General features: G+C 39.9%; 16 protein-coding genes and 1 tRNA gene. 11 read left to right on the top strand and 6 right to left on the bottom strand.

Translation table 11 applies throughout. The features are described 5' to 3' along the window. Positions 1–94: 94 nt before the first annotated feature. The 4 genes from LV92_RS05315 (at position 95) to LV92_RS22060 (ending at position 4,608) form a co-directional block, all read left to right on the top strand. On the top strand, positions 95–1,150 hold the full coding sequence (locus LV92_RS05315; RefSeq protein ID WP_111622614.1) for a class I SAM-dependent methyltransferase: 1,056 nt from the start codon (positions 95–97) through the stop codon (positions 1,148–1,150). 124 nt (positions 1,151–1,274) lie between these two features. After that, on the top strand, positions 1,275–1,769 hold the full coding sequence (locus LV92_RS05310; RefSeq protein WP_111622613.1) for a YybH family protein: 495 nt from the start codon (positions 1,275–1,277) through the stop codon (positions 1,767–1,769). Between the two features lie 183 nt (positions 1,770–1,952). Beyond that, on the top strand, positions 1,953–4,376 hold the full coding sequence (locus LV92_RS05305) for an outer membrane beta-barrel family protein (protein ID WP_111622612.1): 2,424 nt from the start codon (positions 1,953–1,955) through the stop codon (positions 4,374–4,376). A 97-nt stretch (positions 4,377–4,473) separates the two neighbouring features. Next, positions 4,474–4,608 (top strand): hypothetical protein, encoded by a 135-nt coding sequence (locus tag LV92_RS22060; RefSeq protein ID WP_262511293.1) that lies wholly within the window; start codon positions 4,474–4,476, stop codon positions 4,606–4,608. A 75-nt stretch (positions 4,609–4,683) separates the two neighbouring features. Here LV92_RS22060 and LV92_RS05300 read toward each other — a convergent pair. Together LV92_RS05300 and LV92_RS05295 are read right to left on the bottom strand one after the other, a co-directional pair. Beyond that, a tRNA-Ala gene (locus tag LV92_RS05300) sits at positions 4,684–4,757 on the bottom strand. Positions 4,758–4,829: 72 nt separating this feature from the next. Then, positions 4,830–5,627 carry a universal stress protein gene (locus LV92_RS05295; protein ID WP_111622611.1) on the bottom strand — a complete coding sequence of 266 codons (798 nt, stop codon included), beginning with the start codon at positions 5,625–5,627 and terminating at the stop codon, positions 4,830–4,832. A 156-nt stretch (positions 5,628–5,783) separates the two neighbouring features. Here LV92_RS05295 and LV92_RS05290 point away from each other — a divergent pair, with 156 nt between their 5' ends. The 4 genes from LV92_RS05290 to LV92_RS05275 all read left to right on the top strand — a co-directional run bounded on the left by LV92_RS05290 (position 5,784) and on the right by LV92_RS05275 (position 8,964). Then, positions 5,784–6,284, top strand: coding sequence for a GNAT family N-acetyltransferase (locus LV92_RS05290; protein WP_111622610.1), 501 nt, complete (start codon positions 5,784–5,786; stop codon positions 6,282–6,284). Positions 6,285–6,295: 11 nt separating this feature from the next. Further along, positions 6,296–7,630, top strand: coding sequence for an MATE family efflux transporter (locus LV92_RS05285; RefSeq protein WP_111622609.1), 1,335 nt, complete (start codon positions 6,296–6,298; stop codon positions 7,628–7,630). Positions 7,631–7,713: 83 nt separating this feature from the next. After that, positions 7,714–8,484, top strand: coding sequence for an enoyl-CoA hydratase/isomerase family protein (locus tag LV92_RS05280; RefSeq protein WP_111622608.1), 771 nt, complete (start codon positions 7,714–7,716; stop codon positions 8,482–8,484). A 3-nt stretch (positions 8,485–8,487) separates the two neighbouring features. After that, positions 8,488–8,964 (top strand): DUF4199 domain-containing protein, encoded by a 477-nt coding sequence (locus tag LV92_RS05275; RefSeq protein ID WP_111622607.1) that lies wholly within the window; start codon positions 8,488–8,490, stop codon positions 8,962–8,964. Positions 8,965–9,122: 158 nt separating this feature from the next. On the opposite strand, the gene LV92_RS05270 is transcribed toward LV92_RS05275, so the two are convergent. Further along, positions 9,123–9,767, bottom strand: coding sequence for a 2OG-Fe(II) oxygenase (locus tag LV92_RS05270; RefSeq protein ID WP_111622606.1), 645 nt, complete (start codon positions 9,765–9,767; stop codon positions 9,123–9,125). Positions 9,768–9,962: 195 nt separating this feature from the next. Between LV92_RS05270 and LV92_RS05265 the strand changes: the two genes are divergently transcribed. From LV92_RS05265 to LV92_RS05255, 3 genes are read left to right on the top strand one after another with little or no spacing between them, the layout of a single operon-like run. After that, positions 9,963–11,171 (top strand): PHP domain-containing protein, encoded by a 1,209-nt coding sequence (locus tag LV92_RS05265; RefSeq protein WP_111622605.1) that lies wholly within the window; start codon positions 9,963–9,965, stop codon positions 11,169–11,171. Positions 11,172–11,211: 40 nt separating this feature from the next. Continuing rightward, positions 11,212–11,661, top strand: coding sequence for a 6-pyruvoyl trahydropterin synthase family protein (locus tag LV92_RS05260; protein ID WP_031445794.1), 450 nt, complete (start codon positions 11,212–11,214; stop codon positions 11,659–11,661). Between the two features lie 20 nt (positions 11,662–11,681). Continuing rightward, positions 11,682–12,449, top strand: coding sequence for a UDP-2,3-diacylglucosamine diphosphatase (locus LV92_RS05255; RefSeq protein ID WP_111622965.1), 768 nt, complete (start codon positions 11,682–11,684; stop codon positions 12,447–12,449). Between the two features lie 154 nt (positions 12,450–12,603). Here LV92_RS05255 and recJ read toward each other — a convergent pair whose 3' ends face one another. The 3 genes from recJ to LV92_RS05240 are packed head-to-tail and all read right to left on the bottom strand — an operon-like array spanning position 12,604 to position 16,681. Next, positions 12,604–14,322, bottom strand: a complete 1,719-nt coding sequence (gene recJ, locus LV92_RS05250) for a single-stranded-DNA-specific exonuclease RecJ (RefSeq protein WP_111622604.1) — start codon at positions 14,320–14,322, stop codon at positions 12,604–12,606. 5 nt (positions 14,323–14,327) lie between these two features. Beyond that, positions 14,328–16,238, bottom strand: a complete 1,911-nt coding sequence (locus LV92_RS05245; RefSeq protein ID WP_111622603.1) for a peptide-N-glycosidase F-related protein — start codon at positions 16,236–16,238, stop codon at positions 14,328–14,330. A gap of 23 nt (positions 16,239–16,261) precedes the next feature. After that, the gene (locus tag LV92_RS05240) at positions 16,262–16,681 is read right to left on the bottom strand and encodes an OsmC family protein (RefSeq protein ID WP_111622602.1); all 420 of its coding nucleotides are present in this window, start codon (positions 16,679–16,681) and stop codon (positions 16,262–16,264) included. Positions 16,682–16,686 lie beyond the last annotated feature (5 nt).

The raw sequence follows: 16,686 nt of genomic DNA, 5'->3' as shown, positions 1-16,686 counted from the left end.
AATGAACCCCCTTTCCGCACAATCCTTTTGACCTTAAAGTAAACTTTAGTTCCCCTTGATAATTAAAATTAATTGTTCACTTAAAATTAGAACCATGGAATTAAATGAAGCAAAATTAAACGAGTTACTGGGAAAAGTAGTTACCGAAATGGGAGCTGCAGCCAATGGACCCTTGATCTTATTGGGGGATAAATTGGGACTTTTCAAATCTTTGGCCGTATCCGGGCCAATGAATTCGACCGAGTTGGCCGATGAAACAAATACTGCGGAAAGATATGTCCGTGAATGGCTATCGGCCCAGGCGGCATCGGGTTATGTAAGTTATGACGCCACAACCAATAGCTTTTCAATGACCCCAGAACAGGCAGCTGTTTTCGGCGATGCGGAAAGTCCTGTATTTATGACCGGAGCATTCTATGCAATTACATCGGTCTACAACGATGCACCCAAGATGGAAAAAGCCTTTAAATCGGGGGAAGGGGTCGCTTGGGGCGATCACAGCACTTGTTTGTTCTGCGGTACCGAAAAATTCTTCAGCCCTTCCTATGAAAATAATTTGGTTAACCACTGGATTCCATCTTTGGACGGTGTAGATGCTAAATTAAAGAATGGGGCAAAAGTGGCGGATATTGGCTGTGGCCATGCTGCGTCTACTATTATTATGGCCAAGGCTTATCCTAAATCCACTTTTATTGGATATGATTATCATGCTAAATCTATAGAACATGCTAGGGAAAGTGCAGCCGCCGCAGGTTTGGACAATATTTCTTTTGAAGTTGCATTGGCCAAAGATTTCCCAGGAAGCGATTACGACTTTATCGCTTTCTTCGATTGCCTGCATGATATGGGCGATCCCGTTGGGGCCTGTGCCCACGTAAAAAAAGCCTTAAAGCCCGACGGTACCTGTATGATCGTGGAACCTTTTGCAAATGATTCTTTGGAGGAAAACCTAAACCCGGTCGGGAGGGCATTTTATGCATTTTCTACAACACTTTGCACACCGTGTTCCCTAAATCAGGAGGTAGGCCTTGCCCTAGGTGCCCAGGCAGGTGAAAAACGTTTGCGGGAAGTTGCGACCTCTGCTGGGTTTACTAGGTTTAGAAGAGCTACGGAAACACCTTTTAATTTGATTTTAGAGGCAAGAGCTTAGATCTTTTTATTCTTGCTGGGAGATACAACCATTTTGATTTTATGCTGAGAAGGAATAAAACAATCCTTATTGGCAAATATCGGACACATAAAAAGTAAACTATTAACTATATAAATTTAAGATTATGAAAACTAAGATGACACTTACAATGATTATGATTTTTGGAATTTTAATTTCAGGATATGCACAACAAGCTGAAGTAAATAGGATCGATTTGATAAATGACGAGTTTCCGGAAGCGAAACAAGAAGTGATGGAGACCTTTGGCGCAATTGCACAAAGTATTAAGGATGGTGATATGGATAAACTAATTTCCTTTCACGCCTACAGTCCAAAGTTTACGGAATTCAAAAATGGAGAACCAAGAAATGGGGGTGATGCAAACGAGGCGCATGAACGAACTGTTTTTGGTGCTGTGTCCGAGGTAGTAAAGTTCGATGCCAAAGATTTACAAATTGCCGTTTATGGCGATGTTGCCAATTTAACCTTTCACTCGGATTTTCATTTAAAATTTGGAGAGGAACTAGTGGTGGTTAATGACCAAATAACATTGTTGTTCGTCAGGACGGACAATGGATGGAAAATGGTTCACGAACATCATTCACCTTTGGCAAAATAAGACGGTTAAAAGCGCGCCATAACAATAAATATAGGCAATAGATTAACCTCCTTTTAATATACTATCTGTACAAACCTTTATTCACAACGGTGGGGATTTAAAGTTTCCATTTCCCCACCTATCACTATGATCTTTTAGGATACTAAGCAATTCCCCCATAGAAAATAATCAAAATAATACTACATGCGTCAACTCAATTATTATGGTTTAGTGGTGGCTTTGGTGCTTATGGGATCCGGACAAGCCGTATTTGCACAGAACGCTTCGCTGACCGGCAATGTTTATGATGAAAATAAAGAGGCAATGCCTTTCGCACATGTACTTATATTACAACAACAGGATTCTGTTTTGGTGAAGGGCGTAACCACCAATACCAATGGAGGGTTTGTTGTGGAGGGAATATCAATGGGCAATTATATACTCAATATTTCACTTTTGGGATACGAGCCGTACTTCAGATCTATAGCACTTACCGATTTAAAAGAGCATTCTACGGGGAATATCCAATTATCACCTATGAGCCAACAGTTACAAGGCGTTCAGGTGGTTGGGCGTAAGGCCTTATTCCAGCAAATGAGCGATAGGTTGATATTGAATGTGGGGTCCTTACCTACTTTTAGTGGTAATAATGCCCTGCAGGTTCTTCAAAAGGCACCTGGGGTAATGGTACAGGAGAATTCGAACAGCATTAGTCTAAACAATAAGGGCGAGGTGCTGATTATGATAAACGATAGGGTATCGCGCGTACCCAAGGGTAACTTGATACAGCAATTAAAGGGAATGCGGGCAGAAAGCATTGATCGTATAGAACTCATACATCAACCATCGGCCAAATATGATGCCGATAATGCCGCCGGTATTATCCATATTGTCATGAAGGAAAACAATCTTTATGGGTTTAACGGCAACGCTAGTTTTACCGCTGGTATTGGGCAAAGGGAAAAATTCAACGGCAGTACCGACTTTAATTATCGCAATAACCGTTTGAACATTTATGGCAATGCCACTGGCTTTCATAGCAGATCTCCCCAGTTATTGATAAATCATTTTAGGGAATATGAAAATGAGGGCGATTATTACTATTACGAGAACAAGTTGAAATTTGAAAACCCTACCAGCAATTCATTGGGTTTTACATTGGGGGCCGATTTTGAAATTGATAAAAACAACACTGTAGGGGGTCTTTTTGGGTATTCCAAAAATAACGAACTGGGCCATGATTATACTAGTAGGTCAAGTGGTTCAATAAATTCGGTGCCCAATACCAATTCAGAATTCCTCCTTGATGTTGACAATCCTAACAGTAACACCTTTATAAATCTAAACTATTTTCGAAAAATAGGGGCTAATGCTTCTTTAAATATCGATGTGGATAGGGTAACACTGGATGTGCAAAATTCTTCCGAACTTTCTAATCTAGATCCGGGGGAAGCCATTGATAAAACAGCTGTTGATCGTGAATCACAATTTGAAATTAAAACGGCAAAGGCCGATTTTGAATGGGAGACCGAAGCGGGCAACAAATGGGAAACAGGTCTCAAAGGCACTTTTAATAACTCCAATACCCAATCACAGATTCGGAACAGAACATCCGGTATTTGGGAAGTAGACGAAGCATTCACAATGAACGATGACATTGCAGAAAAGGTTTTGGCAGCCTATGCCTCGGTTCATAAACAATGGAACGGGAAATGGGAAAGTAATTTGGGCCTTAGACTGGAGCATTATAATTATGAACTTGACGATACCGTTGGAGAGAACGACTTTAGCGTTACTTACAATAATATTTTTCCGGTCGTCAGGACCAGCTACGCTATTGATTCGACCAAGTCGCTGACTTTATCCTTTAACCGACGTATTGAAAGGCCGTCTTTTTTTAGTTTGGCAGGTTACTACGTTTTAATAGACCCGTCCCTGTTCGCCAGTTCAAATACGCGAATAAGGCCATCATTTACCAATGCCGTCAGGTTGGCTTATAATCAAGGCTCTTTTTTGATCTCGATGGAGATAAACAGGGCCAAAGGTGCCATCGCATTTTACAACACAGTTGATAAGGAAAAGAATCTGCAGACGAGTATCCCCATCAATTTTGATAAAATGGACGGATTCCTGCTAAATATGAGCTTCCCGATAAAAATCACTCAGAGGTGGAAAATGAACTGGAATTTGGACGGTTCTTACAAAAAGGTAAAAGATGCCTCTAACCGGCCCCTACCTTTTGAAAAAGGTTTATTTACTGTTACGGCCCAGTTGGCCAACGTTTTTGAATTGGGTAATTCATGGACCGCCAACATCGATGGCAGGTATATGAGTCCTTACATATCTGGAGACCAAGAGCAGTACTTGCAACATTACGTAAACGTGGGAATCAGTAAAAAATTCAGGAACGAAAGTTCGCTTACGTTTAGTGTACAGGATATCACTGCCACTAGCGGCATCATCGAATGGGAATATAATCAGCCCGAATTGGGCATAAAAACCTATGGCGATAATGATTGGTCAGAAAGGGTATTTCAGCTAACTTATTCTTTTCCCTTTGGAAATAAAAAAGTAGAGGAAAAAAGGAATCGGGAAACGGGATCTCAAGAGGAGCGCAATCGAATGTAAGTGTTTCCAAAAATTTTGGGCTAATTTATCTAGACACATAATACTCTTCGTAATAGAAATAAGTTTTAAAGAGTGAAGAATTATAAAAATAGGTTATTTGAAATCAACCAAATACAGGGTAAGCTCATCTAAGTTTTGTGTAACCACATTGCACCAGACCAAATCCCTTCCTGCAAACCTGCCTGCCCGAAGGCAGGTGCAATTGGTAATATCTGTGACCTTGGCCTTCTAAAACACAAAAGCCACACAAATTTATTTGTGTGGCTTTCTTTGGTTTTATAACGCAATACCCAATTGCGTTTGATCGTGGAGAATACCGGAGTCGAACCGGTGACCTCTTGCCTGCCAGGCAAGCGCTCTAGCCAGCTGAGCTAATCCCCCAAATTTGGCTGCCGCAAAGAAAATACTTTTTCTAACATAATCAAAGTACAATTACAGCTAATTCCAAATTTATTAGTCTTTCTTTACACTTAGGACCAAAACAGGTACCGGGGCATAAAATTCCGATTTAAGAATGGTGTTCCTTTCCCATAGTTTTTTAAAGAATCCTCTTTTTCTCCTAAAAACACATAATAAGTCCGGATGTTTGGCCTCAAAATGCTGTAAGACTCCCAAATAGGTAGTTGGGTTTTCAGATTGGGTAAGTTCAGAACCTAGGCCCATTAAGGACATGTTTATCTTAAGATCTTCCTTGGTGTAGCCTGGAGTTTTTACAAATAATAGACTAACCTTGGAATCGAATTTTTTCTTGATTTCAACCAAGGGATATAAAATACTCTTCTGCTTTAATACCCCAGATTTAAAGGCCGTCAAAATTGTTTTAAACGGTTTAAAAATGGTCCCTTTTGGTACAATAAGGGTAGGAATATCGGTTTGTTTTACAATTTTCCCTGAAGTATTCCCAAGGTAATATTCCTCTTGTATGTCGTTACTTCTTGGTGCCAAAATAATTAGATCAATTCCGAGCTCCTTATCGATATCCTTTAGTCCGTCTACTATGTCGCCGTTATAAGTGGCAATCTTAATGTTGATATTTCTTGCATTTACCTTTTCAAGGACGCCTTTGATGTGTTCTTTGGTAAGATCGTCCAGTTTTTCCTTGATATTGGCCAAACTGCTGGCACTGGAACTAACGCTAAATACTTCCATTACATAAATGTTGGAGTCAAATTCGGTTGCAAAATCAACCGCATATTGTAATGTTTCATGGGCATTTTCAGAGGTTCCAATAGGAACAAGGATATTTTTCATCGGTTCAGTATTAATTGTTTTTAACGCCTATACTTGTTTGTTGGTCAGACATGGCGCAGTTAAACATCTTGGTTATTACCAACTAAAGGGTTCTTCCCTTTCTTTGATAGGATTATTCATGAATAGCATAAATTTACAAATTAAATTCAACCGTCCATGATTCGATTGGCAAAGATATTGGAAATTCCGAATATTCTTAATATTACTCAGGCCTGCGCTAAAAACATGATAGACCAGGGCATTTATCAGTGGAACGAGTATTATCCTTCAAAAGAAGCCTTTGAAAAGGATATAGCCCGTAAGGAACTTTATGTTTTGGAGAAAAATGATGAAATAATTGGAACAATCGTAGTATCCACCCTTATGGATGGGGAGTATATTCCCATTAACTGGTTAACGCCCAATAAAAACAATATTTACATTCACCGCTTGGCAGTACATCCTAAAGAACAAAAGAAGGGCTATGCCCAGGATTTAATGGATTTTGCAGAGGATTATGCCCGTAAAAGCGGCTTTATTTCCGTAAGGCTTGATACTTTCAGTAAAAATGGCCGCAATAATAATTTTTATCAGGTACGCGGTTACCAAGCAGTTGGGGATATCTATTTTCCTAAGCAAAGTGAATTTCCCTTTCATTGTTATGAACTAATTTTATAAAATATTCTTTTTTGAAGAACCCAATTAATTTTAAAACCATTAATAATCTTGCCATTCCCGCCACTATTGCAGGCATAGCAGAACCAATCCTATCCATAACCGATACGGCCATAGTGGGCAATATTCCCCATGATGGCATGGAGTCCTTGGCAGCCGCAGGAATAGTGGGTTCGTTTTTGTCCATGTTGATTTGGATATTGGGACAGACACGGAGCGCCATCTCGGCTATTATTTCGCAATACTTGGGTGCGGGGAAGTTGGAAAGGGTTCAAACGCTCCCGGCACAAGCTATTTTCCTAAATATTTTGTTGAGTATTGTGATTCTCCTTTCCACTGTTTTTGTAGTGGAGGAAATTTTTGTTTTGCTAAACGCTTCCGGCAAAATTCTGGAACTCTGTATTTCTTACTATTCCATACGGGTATGGGGTTTTCCCCTGACCTTATTTGTATTTGCCGTTATGGGAATTTTTAGAGGTTTGCAGAATACCTTTTATCCTATGTTGATTGCCATAACCGGAGCTGTTTTGAATATAATTTTGGATTTTATTTTGGTATATGGAGTGGAAGGGATTATTTCCCCAATGTATTTGGAGGGGGCGGCTTGGGCCAGTTTAATTGCCCAAGGTATTATGGCTGTAATGGCATTTGTACTGCTGATTACCAAAACAAATATCAGCCTTAGACTTAAATTCCCCCTACACCCGGAATTGGGTAGGTTGGTGGTTATGAGCCTAAACCTTTTTGTAAGGGCGCTGGCCTTGAACATTGCCTTAATTTTGGCCGTTAGGGAGGCAACTGCACTAGGGGATAAGTATATTGGGGCACATACCATTGCTATTAATCTTTGGCTTTTTTCTGCCTTTTTTATTGATGGCTATGGTGCCGCGGGGAATATTATGGGAGGTAAACTATTGGGGGCCAAGAATTACGACGGACTTTGGGAATTGGCGAAAAAAATAATGCTCTATGGTTTTGTGATAAGTTTGATACTTGCTGCAGCGGGCTTCCTGTTTTACAAGCCTATAGGCCGTATATTTTCCAATGACATAACGGTTTTGCAAGCCTTCTATTCCATATTTTTTATCCTTATACTTGGGATTCCAATGAATATGGTGGCATTTGTTTTCGACGGACTTTTTAAAGGTTTAGGGGAGATGAAATACCTTAGGAATGTATTGTTGGTGGCCACTTTCTTTGGCTTTATTCCTATGCTTTTCCTGGGCAAATACCTAGGTTGGGGCCTCTATGGAATATGGGTAGCCTTTACGCTTTGGATGTTTATTAGGGGTGGGGCTTTGGTATGGAAATTTAGGCGAAAGTTTCGTCCGCTACTTCAAAACGTTTAAATTTGAAATACCGCACTTTGGTTTTTAGTAAAAAATTCAGAGTAGGAGGAAAATTTAATTAGAATACCACTAACCATAATAATATGGGCACTAGCCGATCTAACGGAAGTTTATATACCAACATCATCAATGGTGTGGCCACAGTAGAATTTGGACATCCAGCCAGCAATTCATTTGTATCGGAACTATTGGAAAGGCTCACCAAGACATTGGGGGAATTATCCAATAAGGAAGAGGTATCTGTAATTCTATTAAAATCTGAAGGGGATAGGGCGTTCTGTGCGGGGGCCTCCTTTGATGAACTTTTGGAAGTGGACAACTTGTCCAAGGGGAAAATATTTTTCAGTGGGTTTGCCCATCTTATCAATGCAATGCGGACCTGCAAAAAGCTTATCGTGGGCAGGGTGCAAGGTAAGGCCGTTGGCGGAGGGGTAGGAATTATAGCTGCCTGCGATTATGTATTTGCCGTAGAGGCAGCTTCCATACGCTTGTCCGAACTAACCATAGGCATCGCACCCTTGGTGATTGCGCCGGTGGTACAGCGAAAAATTGGTGTTGCCGCCCTTTCGGAACTGTCGCTTTCCCCGAATGAATGGAAAAATGCCTATTGGGCACAGGAAAAGGGGCTGTTTTCCAAGGTCTTTGATAAACATGACGAAATGGATAAGGAATTGGAAATTTTCACGGAAAAATTGGCCAAGTATAATCCTGAGGCTATGGAGGAATGGAAAAAAGTGCTTTGGGAAGGGACTGGGCATTGGGATACCTTATTGACCAACCGGGCGGAAATAACCGGACGTTTGGCAATTTCTGAAGAAACTAAGCAAGCATTGGAAAAATTCAAAAATAAGTAGATTATGAGCAAGTTCCGGATTGAAATTAAATGGGCCATTATTTTTGCATTGGCTACCCTGCTTTGGATGGCCTTTGAGAAATCTATGGGCTGGCACGATGTACTCATTGAAAAGCACGCCATTTATACCAACTTTTTTGCCATCATAGCTATCGCAGTGTATGTACTGGCCTTGTTGGACAAAAGAAAAGTGGATTACAATGGAAAAATGAATTGGAAACAGGGATTTATCAGTGGTATCATTTTAAGCGTGATCATTGCCGTAATTAGTCCGCTAACACAGTATATCACCAGTACTATAATTACGCCCGAATATTTTAAAAATATTACTAATTTTGTGGTGGATTCGGGGAAAATGGATCAAGAAGCTGCAGAGAGTTATTTTAATGTGAAAAGTTATATAATTCAAAGTCTTTTTGGCGCATTGACCATGGGAATCGTTACTTCGGCGATTGTGGCGTTTTTTGTGAAGAAGCAATAACTGGCACAGTTCACCGTTTTATTTTTTTAAACTTTTGCAATGGATATTTTATCGTTTTTAAACGGAAACTTTGTTTTCCCTCTACTAGCCTTGGTTTTATTGGTAGTTTATTTCGTTAATCGAATTAAAAACAATAGAAAATATAAAAGATAAGTCGGTTATCGGGTCTTTAACCACCCAGTGATGCTCAGCCGTTCGCGATGGGCGGGTTTTACCTCGTGCTCCAATTCCTGACTTTCAAAAATAACTACCCTTCCCGGAAAGGGGGTAATATGTTTTGCCTCTTCCCCATTTTCCATGGGTAAGTATAGTACCAATTCCCCACCATCTTGCTCTGGCTTCCAGTCCGGTTCATTTAGATAACAGACCATGGAAAGTTTACGCCTATCGTCATTCTGAAAGGTGTCCAAATGCCTTTTATAAAAAGTGCCTTCAGGATAGATGGCATAGTGAAACTCTTTGTGCATGATTCCCATAAAACAAGTCTTGTTCAGATAATTGGCCAATTCATTTATTTTCAGAAAAAATTGCTGTTCCAGTACATCCTTACTGCTTTCATCCATCCAAAGGATAAAATCGCCACGGATAGCCTTAATGATCAATTCGTTGACACGGTTCCCGATAGCTGCTTTTTTAAATTGGTCCTCTTCATACTTGGCCAATAGGGAATCCCTTAATTGGACCACATCTTCCGGCGAGAAAAAATCGTCTACAATACTGTATTTCTGGATTAGGATATCATCTATCACTTTTTCAAAAAGAGGATTCTCCTTAAACTCCAGTTGTTCAAATAGTTCTGCCAAGTTTGTGTGGTTTTAAAAATCGGACAAAAATAGACGAAAATGCCATTGGTTTCACACAGTGTGTTAAGTGTGTATTAATTGTCCCTATACGCGCATTATGTAATTGTAATGTTTATTGTTGATTTTTATCTTATTCCTTGATTTCTAATACATTTTCATTAACTTTTGAGCATTAATTTCCAAACAAGCCTAGATATGAAACATATTTTACCCTCTATTTTATTGATTTTGGTCTTTATATTCGGAAGCTGTGGAGATAGTACTAAGAATGCAGAGGAAACTGTAAAGAAAAGGTGGTATAAAGGAAATTTGCATACCCATTCCTTCTGGAGTGATGGGGACGAATTTCCTGAGACTATTTTGGATTGGTATAAGTCCAACAATTACCAATTTATAGCGCTATCGGACCATAATACCATTTCTATGGAGGAAAAATGGATACAGGTCAGGGAAGATTCTGTTTATCAAAAAAGCTTTGAGAACTATTTGGCAACCTATGGGGAGGATTGGGTAGAATATAAAGTGGACTCGGGAAAAGTGCAGGTAAAATTAAAGACTTATGCAGAGTATAGGGATCTTTTTGAAAAGCCTGGAGAATTTTTGGTAATTCATGCGGAAGAAATAACGGACAGGTACGAGGATAAGCATGTTCACATGAACGCTACAAATATTCAAGAAAAGATAGATCCCCAGGGAGGAAATAGCATTTCCGAGGTCATGCAAAACAATCTGGATGCGGTGCTGCAGCAACGGAAAGAAACGGGAGTTCCTATTATGCCGCATATAAATCATCCCAACTTTTATTACAGCATTAGTCTTGAAGATATGATATCCTTGAAGGGTGAGCGCTTTTTTGAAGTGTACAACGGTCATCCCATGGTTCATAATATGGGGGATTCAACACATATTTCTACAGAGGAGATGTGGGATCAGATCAATATATCCTATTTAGCTGCCAAAAAGCCCATTATGTACGGATTGGCAACCGATGATTCCCATAATTACCATAAAATGGGCAGTAAATGGAGCAATTCCGGCAGGGGTTGGGTTATGGTACAGTCTGATACCTTATCGGCTCCTGCATTAATAGAGGCCATGGAAAGAGGCGATTTTTATTCCACCACCGGGGTTAGCCTTAAAAGTTTAGATGTAAACGAAAAGAATTTAAAGGTGGAAGTAGAACCGGAGGCGGGCATTGATTATACCATAACTTTTCTTGGCTGCCTAAAGGGGGAAACCGAGGTCAAGGAGTTTAAAACTGTTGAAGGCAGTTCTGCCAATTTCGAGCTAACGGATGATATACTCTTTGTAAGGAGTAAAATAACTTCTACAAAACTTCAGGAAAATCCAATAGAGGACATCAAATACGAATCGGCTTGGACGCAGCCTCTTCTAAACGATTAGTTTCACAGAATAAATTACCTTTGCAGTCCAAATAAATATTATGGGCAATATTCGTATTACCAAACAGTTTAATTTTGAAACTGGACATGCCTTGTTCGGTTACGATGGTAAATGTAGAAATGTACATGGGCACAGTTATAAACTTTCCGTTACCGTAATTGGTAAGCCTATTACCGATACTGCCCACGTAAAATTGGGAATGGTCATAGATTTTGGGGATTTGAAGAGAATTGTGAAGGAAGAGATTGTGGACCAGTTTGATCATGCTACGGTTTTTAATAAAAATACTCCGCATGTGGAATTGGCACAGGAGCTAACGGATAGGGGGCATAATGTAATATTGGCCAACTACCAACCTACCAGTGAAAACATGGTTTTGGATTTTGCAGATAGAATTAAGGCCAGGTTGCCAAAAAATATCAGCCTACATTCTTTAAAGCTGCAGGAAACCGACACCTCCTTTGCGGAATGGTATGCTTCTGATAATTAAAAAGGCCCTGCATGAAAACTATTGACGTTCCCGCGGGCAAAAAAATATACTTCTCAAGTGACAATCATTTAGGGGCTCCTACCAAGGACCTTAGTTTTCCACGAGAAAAAAAGTTTGTAGCTTGGTTGGATTCCATAAAAGAAGATGCTGCCGCTATTTTTCTCCTCGGGGATCTTTTCGATTTTTGGTTTGAATATAAAACAGTAGTGCCCAAGGGCTTTACCCGTACCTTGGGGAAATTGGCTGAAATTACCGATTCGGGCATTCCGGTGTACTATTTTGTGGGCAACCATGATTTATGGATGAATGGCTATTTTGAGGAGGAGTTGAACATTCCTGTATATCACGAACCTCAATCTTTTCTTTTAAAAGGAAATTCGTTTTTAATTGGGCATGGAGATGGTCTGGGCCCGGGGGACAAAGGATACAAACGGATGAAAAAATTGTTCACCAACCCAGTATCCAAATGGCTTTACAATTGGTTGCATCCCGATTTTGGCGTTAAACTGGCCCAATATCTTTCTGTAAAGAACAAAATGATTTCCGGGGATGAAGATATTAAATTTCTGGGAGAGGAGAACGAATGGTTGGTGCAATATTGTAGGCGAAAACTGGAGCAGCAGCACTATGATTATTTTGTTTTTGGACATCGGCACCTGCCTTTGGAAATACCTTTAAATGAAAATTCTACCTATGTAAATTTAGGGGATTGGATTTCCTATTTTACCTATGGTGAGTTTGATGGATCTTCCATGTCCCTGAAAAAATATGGGTCTTCTCTAAGCTGAAATACTGCAGATTTTGTGAAACATCTAGAGTTAAAATCGTAATACGATCGATTTAATAATTTGTGCTATCAAAAAGTAATATAATTCGTACTTTAATTTGTAGTTACGGCCTGTTAAAGTTGTATTTTATTAATACCTGGTAATTATCAATAAATTAAAATTGATAACTATCATGCTCTTTTAGGTCCTTTAACTTCATTTGAAGGGCTATTTTGCCCTGCCATTCGTTTTCATCCAATGTAAAAACGGCACTAACGCTTTTGCTTGCCACCGTAGGTAAATACTTACCTAAATTAAAGCCAATAGAATCAATTCCCAACCTCTTGGAGCCGTTATTTTTATCAAAAAGCTTACATTTTAAATGCTTTCCTTCTTGGCCAACCACTTTTGCATAGCCGGTATCGTTGAGATTTTCTACCATGAAAACAGGGGTCATATTTCCTGGGCCAAATGGGGCAAATTGTTTAATAATGCGCATTAGCTTTGGAGTAATTTGATCCAGGCTAATTATGGCATCTACCATAATTTCAGGTGACATCAGATTTGGATCCATGGTATTGGCAACTACTTCCTCAAATTTGGATTTAAAGGCCTCGTAATTTTCTTCAAGTAAGGTAAGTCCGGCGGCATACATATGCCCGCCAAATTGTTCAATGGTATCGGAACAGCCCTCCAAGGCCTCATATACATCGAAACCTTTAATGGATCTGGCTGAGGCCGCTAATTTATCGCCGCTCTTTGTAAAAACCAATGTGGGTCTATAATAAGTTTCAATGAGACGGGAGGCTACAATTCCGATCACTCCCTTATGCCAAGTTTCGTTATATACCACCGAGGTAAACCCTTCTTCCTCTTTGTTTTCTTGGATCTGTAATAAAGCCTCTTGGGCAATGATCTGGTCCAGGTTTCTTCTGTCCGTGTTGTATTTCTCTATTTCGGCGGCAAAAAATTCGGCCCGTTCCAAATCGGTTTCCTTTAAAAGATTAACCGCGTGTTGCCCGTGCTCCATGCGCCCTGCCGCATTAATTCGCGGAGCAATTATAAAAACCACGTCCGTAATGGTAAGCACTTGTTTTTTTATTTGATTGATTATTGCCTTGAATCCTGCTCTTGGATCTTGATTGATTACCTGTAGTCCCCAATAGGCCATAACTCGGTTTTCCCCATTAATAGGAACTATATCTGCCCCTATGGCCGTAGCCACCAAATCCAAATAAGGAACTAAATCTTCAATAGTTTCCCCCTTTTTGCTCCCCAGTGCCTGAATCAATTTAAATCCGACCCCACAGCCACAGAGTTCGTCATAAGGATATGAACAATCTGCCCTTTTGGCATCCAATACGGCCACTGCATCGGGCAATGTATTCCCTGGCCTGTGGTGATCACAGATAATAAAGTCGATACCTTTTTCCTTTGCATATTTAACCTTTTCAATCGCCTTTACCCCACAATCCAAGGCAATTATTAAGGAAAAGCCGTTATCCTCCGCGAAATCTATACCTTGATAGGAAACCCCATAGCCTTCGTTATATCTGTCCGGTATATAGGTGGCCACGTTGGGGTAGGTGCTTTCCAAATAGGAGGAAACCAAGGCTACTGCCGTAGTGCCATCCACGTCGTAGTCACCAAAAATCAATATATTTTCCTGCTCTGCAATGGCCTTTTCTATACGTTCCACAGCCTTGTCCATATCCTTCATTAAAAAGGGATCGTGAAGGTCTGTAAGCTGTGGCCTAAAAAACCTTTTGGCATCCTCATAGTTGGTAATGCCGCGCTGTAGTAATAATTGCGCTACCAAATCGTCCACGCCTAATGCAGATGTCAGTGCATCTATTTGAGGTTGTTCGGGTTTTGGTTTAATGGTCCAGCGCATGGTGATTACTCCTTTAGCCTAATTCTATTTTTAAATACCTCATTGCCGTCTATAACAACTTTTAGATAGTAGCGCATTTTGGGCAAATATGAGAGGTCGTATGTAAAAATACCTTTTTTGAAATTTAAGTAAGTATGGGTTTCCACTATTTTCGTCTCATCCTCTTGTTGGGTTATAATGACCTTTACATCTTTTTCGTCGTTGGCAAAATAATCCAATGTTACCGGGCCATCGGTTCTGGCAGGGAACATGTTTATGGACGGTTCGTTGTCCAAATGATAGGTAGCTCCAGGTTGTACCTTAAAGTTATAAATAATATGGCTTCCAAAGTCGGAATTAAAATGTTTTGTGGCCTGTCCTAAAGTATCCAATAGTTTAACGCTACCATTGCCATCTTTTGCCTTGAACCAAAACTCAAGTCCATCCCCTCCGTTATCCCTTACCTTAAAAGTATAGTTGCCCTCTTGAAGTTTAAGGGTATCCATATAGGAGGTATTGGGTTTGAGATCTACACTGTCCCTTTTAAATAGTATCTTCCCATAACTATTGGTAATAGAGTATTCATTTTGCCCCGGCTTATTATTCGTCTTAAAATAAATGACAGTAGTCTCTGGCAATATGTTTGGCCTGATATAGACCGAACTTTTGGAATTATCCCCTATGTACCCGTCTTTTTTACCATTGGGTCTTTTTAGCTCCACATAAAAATAAGTGGAATCTTTTTCAATAAATATTTCTTCTGGCAATGTTAGTAATGCCGTTTCCCCGAAAGGAATATCTCCTTTCCATCTAAATTCTTTTGGTTTTTGTCCCTCTAGAAAATATTTGATTGCCAAAGACTTTAAATTTTCCTTGCCATTATTCTTGATACGGATAACTGCCAAGGCCTCCGTTTCATTTTTTCTACTATGGATTTTTTCGTTGGAAGGGGATATGATATCCACTAAAGTGACGTCATTTTGAGAGTTTATCTTACCATATTCCAGAACATAGGCCACTAGAAGTTCCTTTGCACTTGGCTTTTCCGTTTCATAGGGTTCCATATTGAGATCAATGGTAAATTCTTGTCCTGCCTTAATATCGAACCCCACTTCATCCGGTTGCAGCAAATACCCAGGGCACCAATTGGCACGGTCAAAGATCCATGTCCCGGCTTGTGGATATAAGGGGTTATCCCCACATTCCATCCACAATTGTTTTCTATCGATGACTTTTCCGTTATGCAGTATTTCGCGGTATTTGTCACAAAATTCTCCACAGCCGTTAGCATCCATTCCATGTCCTGTCTGATGAATTTTTACCTTCCCAAAGTTGGATTGGGTACTGGCCTTTAAGGCTACTGGTACCAAGTGATTTTCAATCGGATCTGATTTATCTCCATAACTATAATTGCCATCATAGATCTTATGTATGGCCAGTGGCTCGGCAACGGGTATTCCATAAGTTATTTCAAAATCTACGGTAACCTTCCAGCCACGGGTCTTATTATCCTCATAGCCTGTGTGTATGTAATCAACTTCCAGACTATCCCTCAAAATGGTAATAAAATCAGTAATGTCTACCTTCCAATCAAATCGCCAGTCCTCCTGCAATCTGCCTCCGTATGGAGTGAGCATTCTGGCAATCTCATAGTTGACAGAGTCGTTCTTTTGTCTCACTTTAATATGGTCAACATAATCCCAATCCGCACAACGCATTTTGTCCGGGCATTCAAAGGTGAGATTTAAGAATATCTGCCGAATTTCCTTGTTTTTGGGAGGAAAAACAGCCCAGTTCTTATAACTATTTTCACCTTTTGAAGGATCGGTAACAATGGTTTCCTGGTTGTGGGATATTATATTTTCTGTAGCTTGGGCATGTAAGTTTTGTTGTACCAGTATAAAACTAGCTAACAGATATAAAAATCTTTGGATCATATTAAAATGTAGAAGGGAAACTATTATTTATTAAAATAAGTCTTAATCTCCAAGGTTGCGAATTGACGGAACATTTCCATTACCCCACAATATTTTTCAACGGAAAGGTCAACCGCTCTTTGTAACTTTTTTTCATTGAGGTTAGGACCGGTAAAATGATACTCTATCAATACTTTGTCGTAATATTTGGGGTCTTCCTCTGTTAGGTTGGCAATAGTCTCTATTCTAAACGCTTCCACCTCCAGTTTCATTTTTTTAATAAGTGAGGCCACATCCAGACCTGAGCAGCCGGCCAAAGCGGTAAGCATAAGAGCTTTTGGTCTATATCCCATGCCTTCTCCACCATTTTCGGGAGCTACATCTATAGTTAGGTTGTTTCCGGATGGATTGTTACTTTCAAAGGCCATATTACCAAGCCATTTCGTAGTGATTTGATTTGTCATGTAGG

Source organism: Arenibacter echinorum (assembly GCF_003259375.1).
GTDB lineage: Bacteria > Bacteroidota > Bacteroidia > Flavobacteriales > Flavobacteriaceae > Arenibacter > Arenibacter echinorum.
The sequence above is the reverse complement of the archived record's forward strand: the minus strand, read 5'-3'. Positions and strand labels throughout refer to the sequence as shown.

Bases quoted from the DNA above. Each gene is read 5' to 3' on its own strand.
- LV92_RS05315 (WP_111622614.1), top strand. From the start codon at position 95: ATGGAATTAAATGAAGCAAAATTAAACGAGTTACTGGGAAAAGTAGTT.
- LV92_RS05310 (WP_111622613.1), top strand. From the start codon at position 1,275: ATGAAAACTAAGATGACACTTACAATGATTATGATTTTTGGAATTTTA.
- LV92_RS05305 (WP_111622612.1), top strand. From the start codon at position 1,953: ATGCGTCAACTCAATTATTATGGTTTAGTGGTGGCTTTGGTGCTTATG.
- LV92_RS05295 (WP_111622611.1), bottom strand. From the start codon at position 5,627: ATGAAAAATATCCTTGTTCCTATTGGAACCTCTGAAAATGCCCATGAA.
- LV92_RS05290 (WP_111622610.1), top strand. From the start codon at position 5,784: ATGATTCGATTGGCAAAGATATTGGAAATTCCGAATATTCTTAATATT.
- LV92_RS05280 (WP_111622608.1), top strand. From the start codon at position 7,714: ATGGGCACTAGCCGATCTAACGGAAGTTTATATACCAACATCATCAAT.
- LV92_RS05275 (WP_111622607.1), top strand. From the start codon at position 8,488: ATGAGCAAGTTCCGGATTGAAATTAAATGGGCCATTATTTTTGCATTG.
- LV92_RS05265 (WP_111622605.1), top strand. From the start codon at position 9,963: ATGAAACATATTTTACCCTCTATTTTATTGATTTTGGTCTTTATATTC.
- LV92_RS05260 (WP_031445794.1), top strand. From the start codon at position 11,212: ATGGGCAATATTCGTATTACCAAACAGTTTAATTTTGAAACTGGACAT.
- recJ (WP_111622604.1), bottom strand. From the start codon at position 14,322: ATGCGCTGGACCATTAAACCAAAACCCGAACAACCTCAAATAGATGCA.
- LV92_RS05245 (WP_111622603.1), bottom strand. From the start codon at position 16,238: ATGATCCAAAGATTTTTATATCTGTTAGCTAGTTTTATACTGGTACAA.
- LV92_RS05240 (WP_111622602.1), bottom strand. From the start codon at position 16,681: ATGACAAATCAAATCACTACGAAATGGCTTGGTAATATGGCCTTTGAA.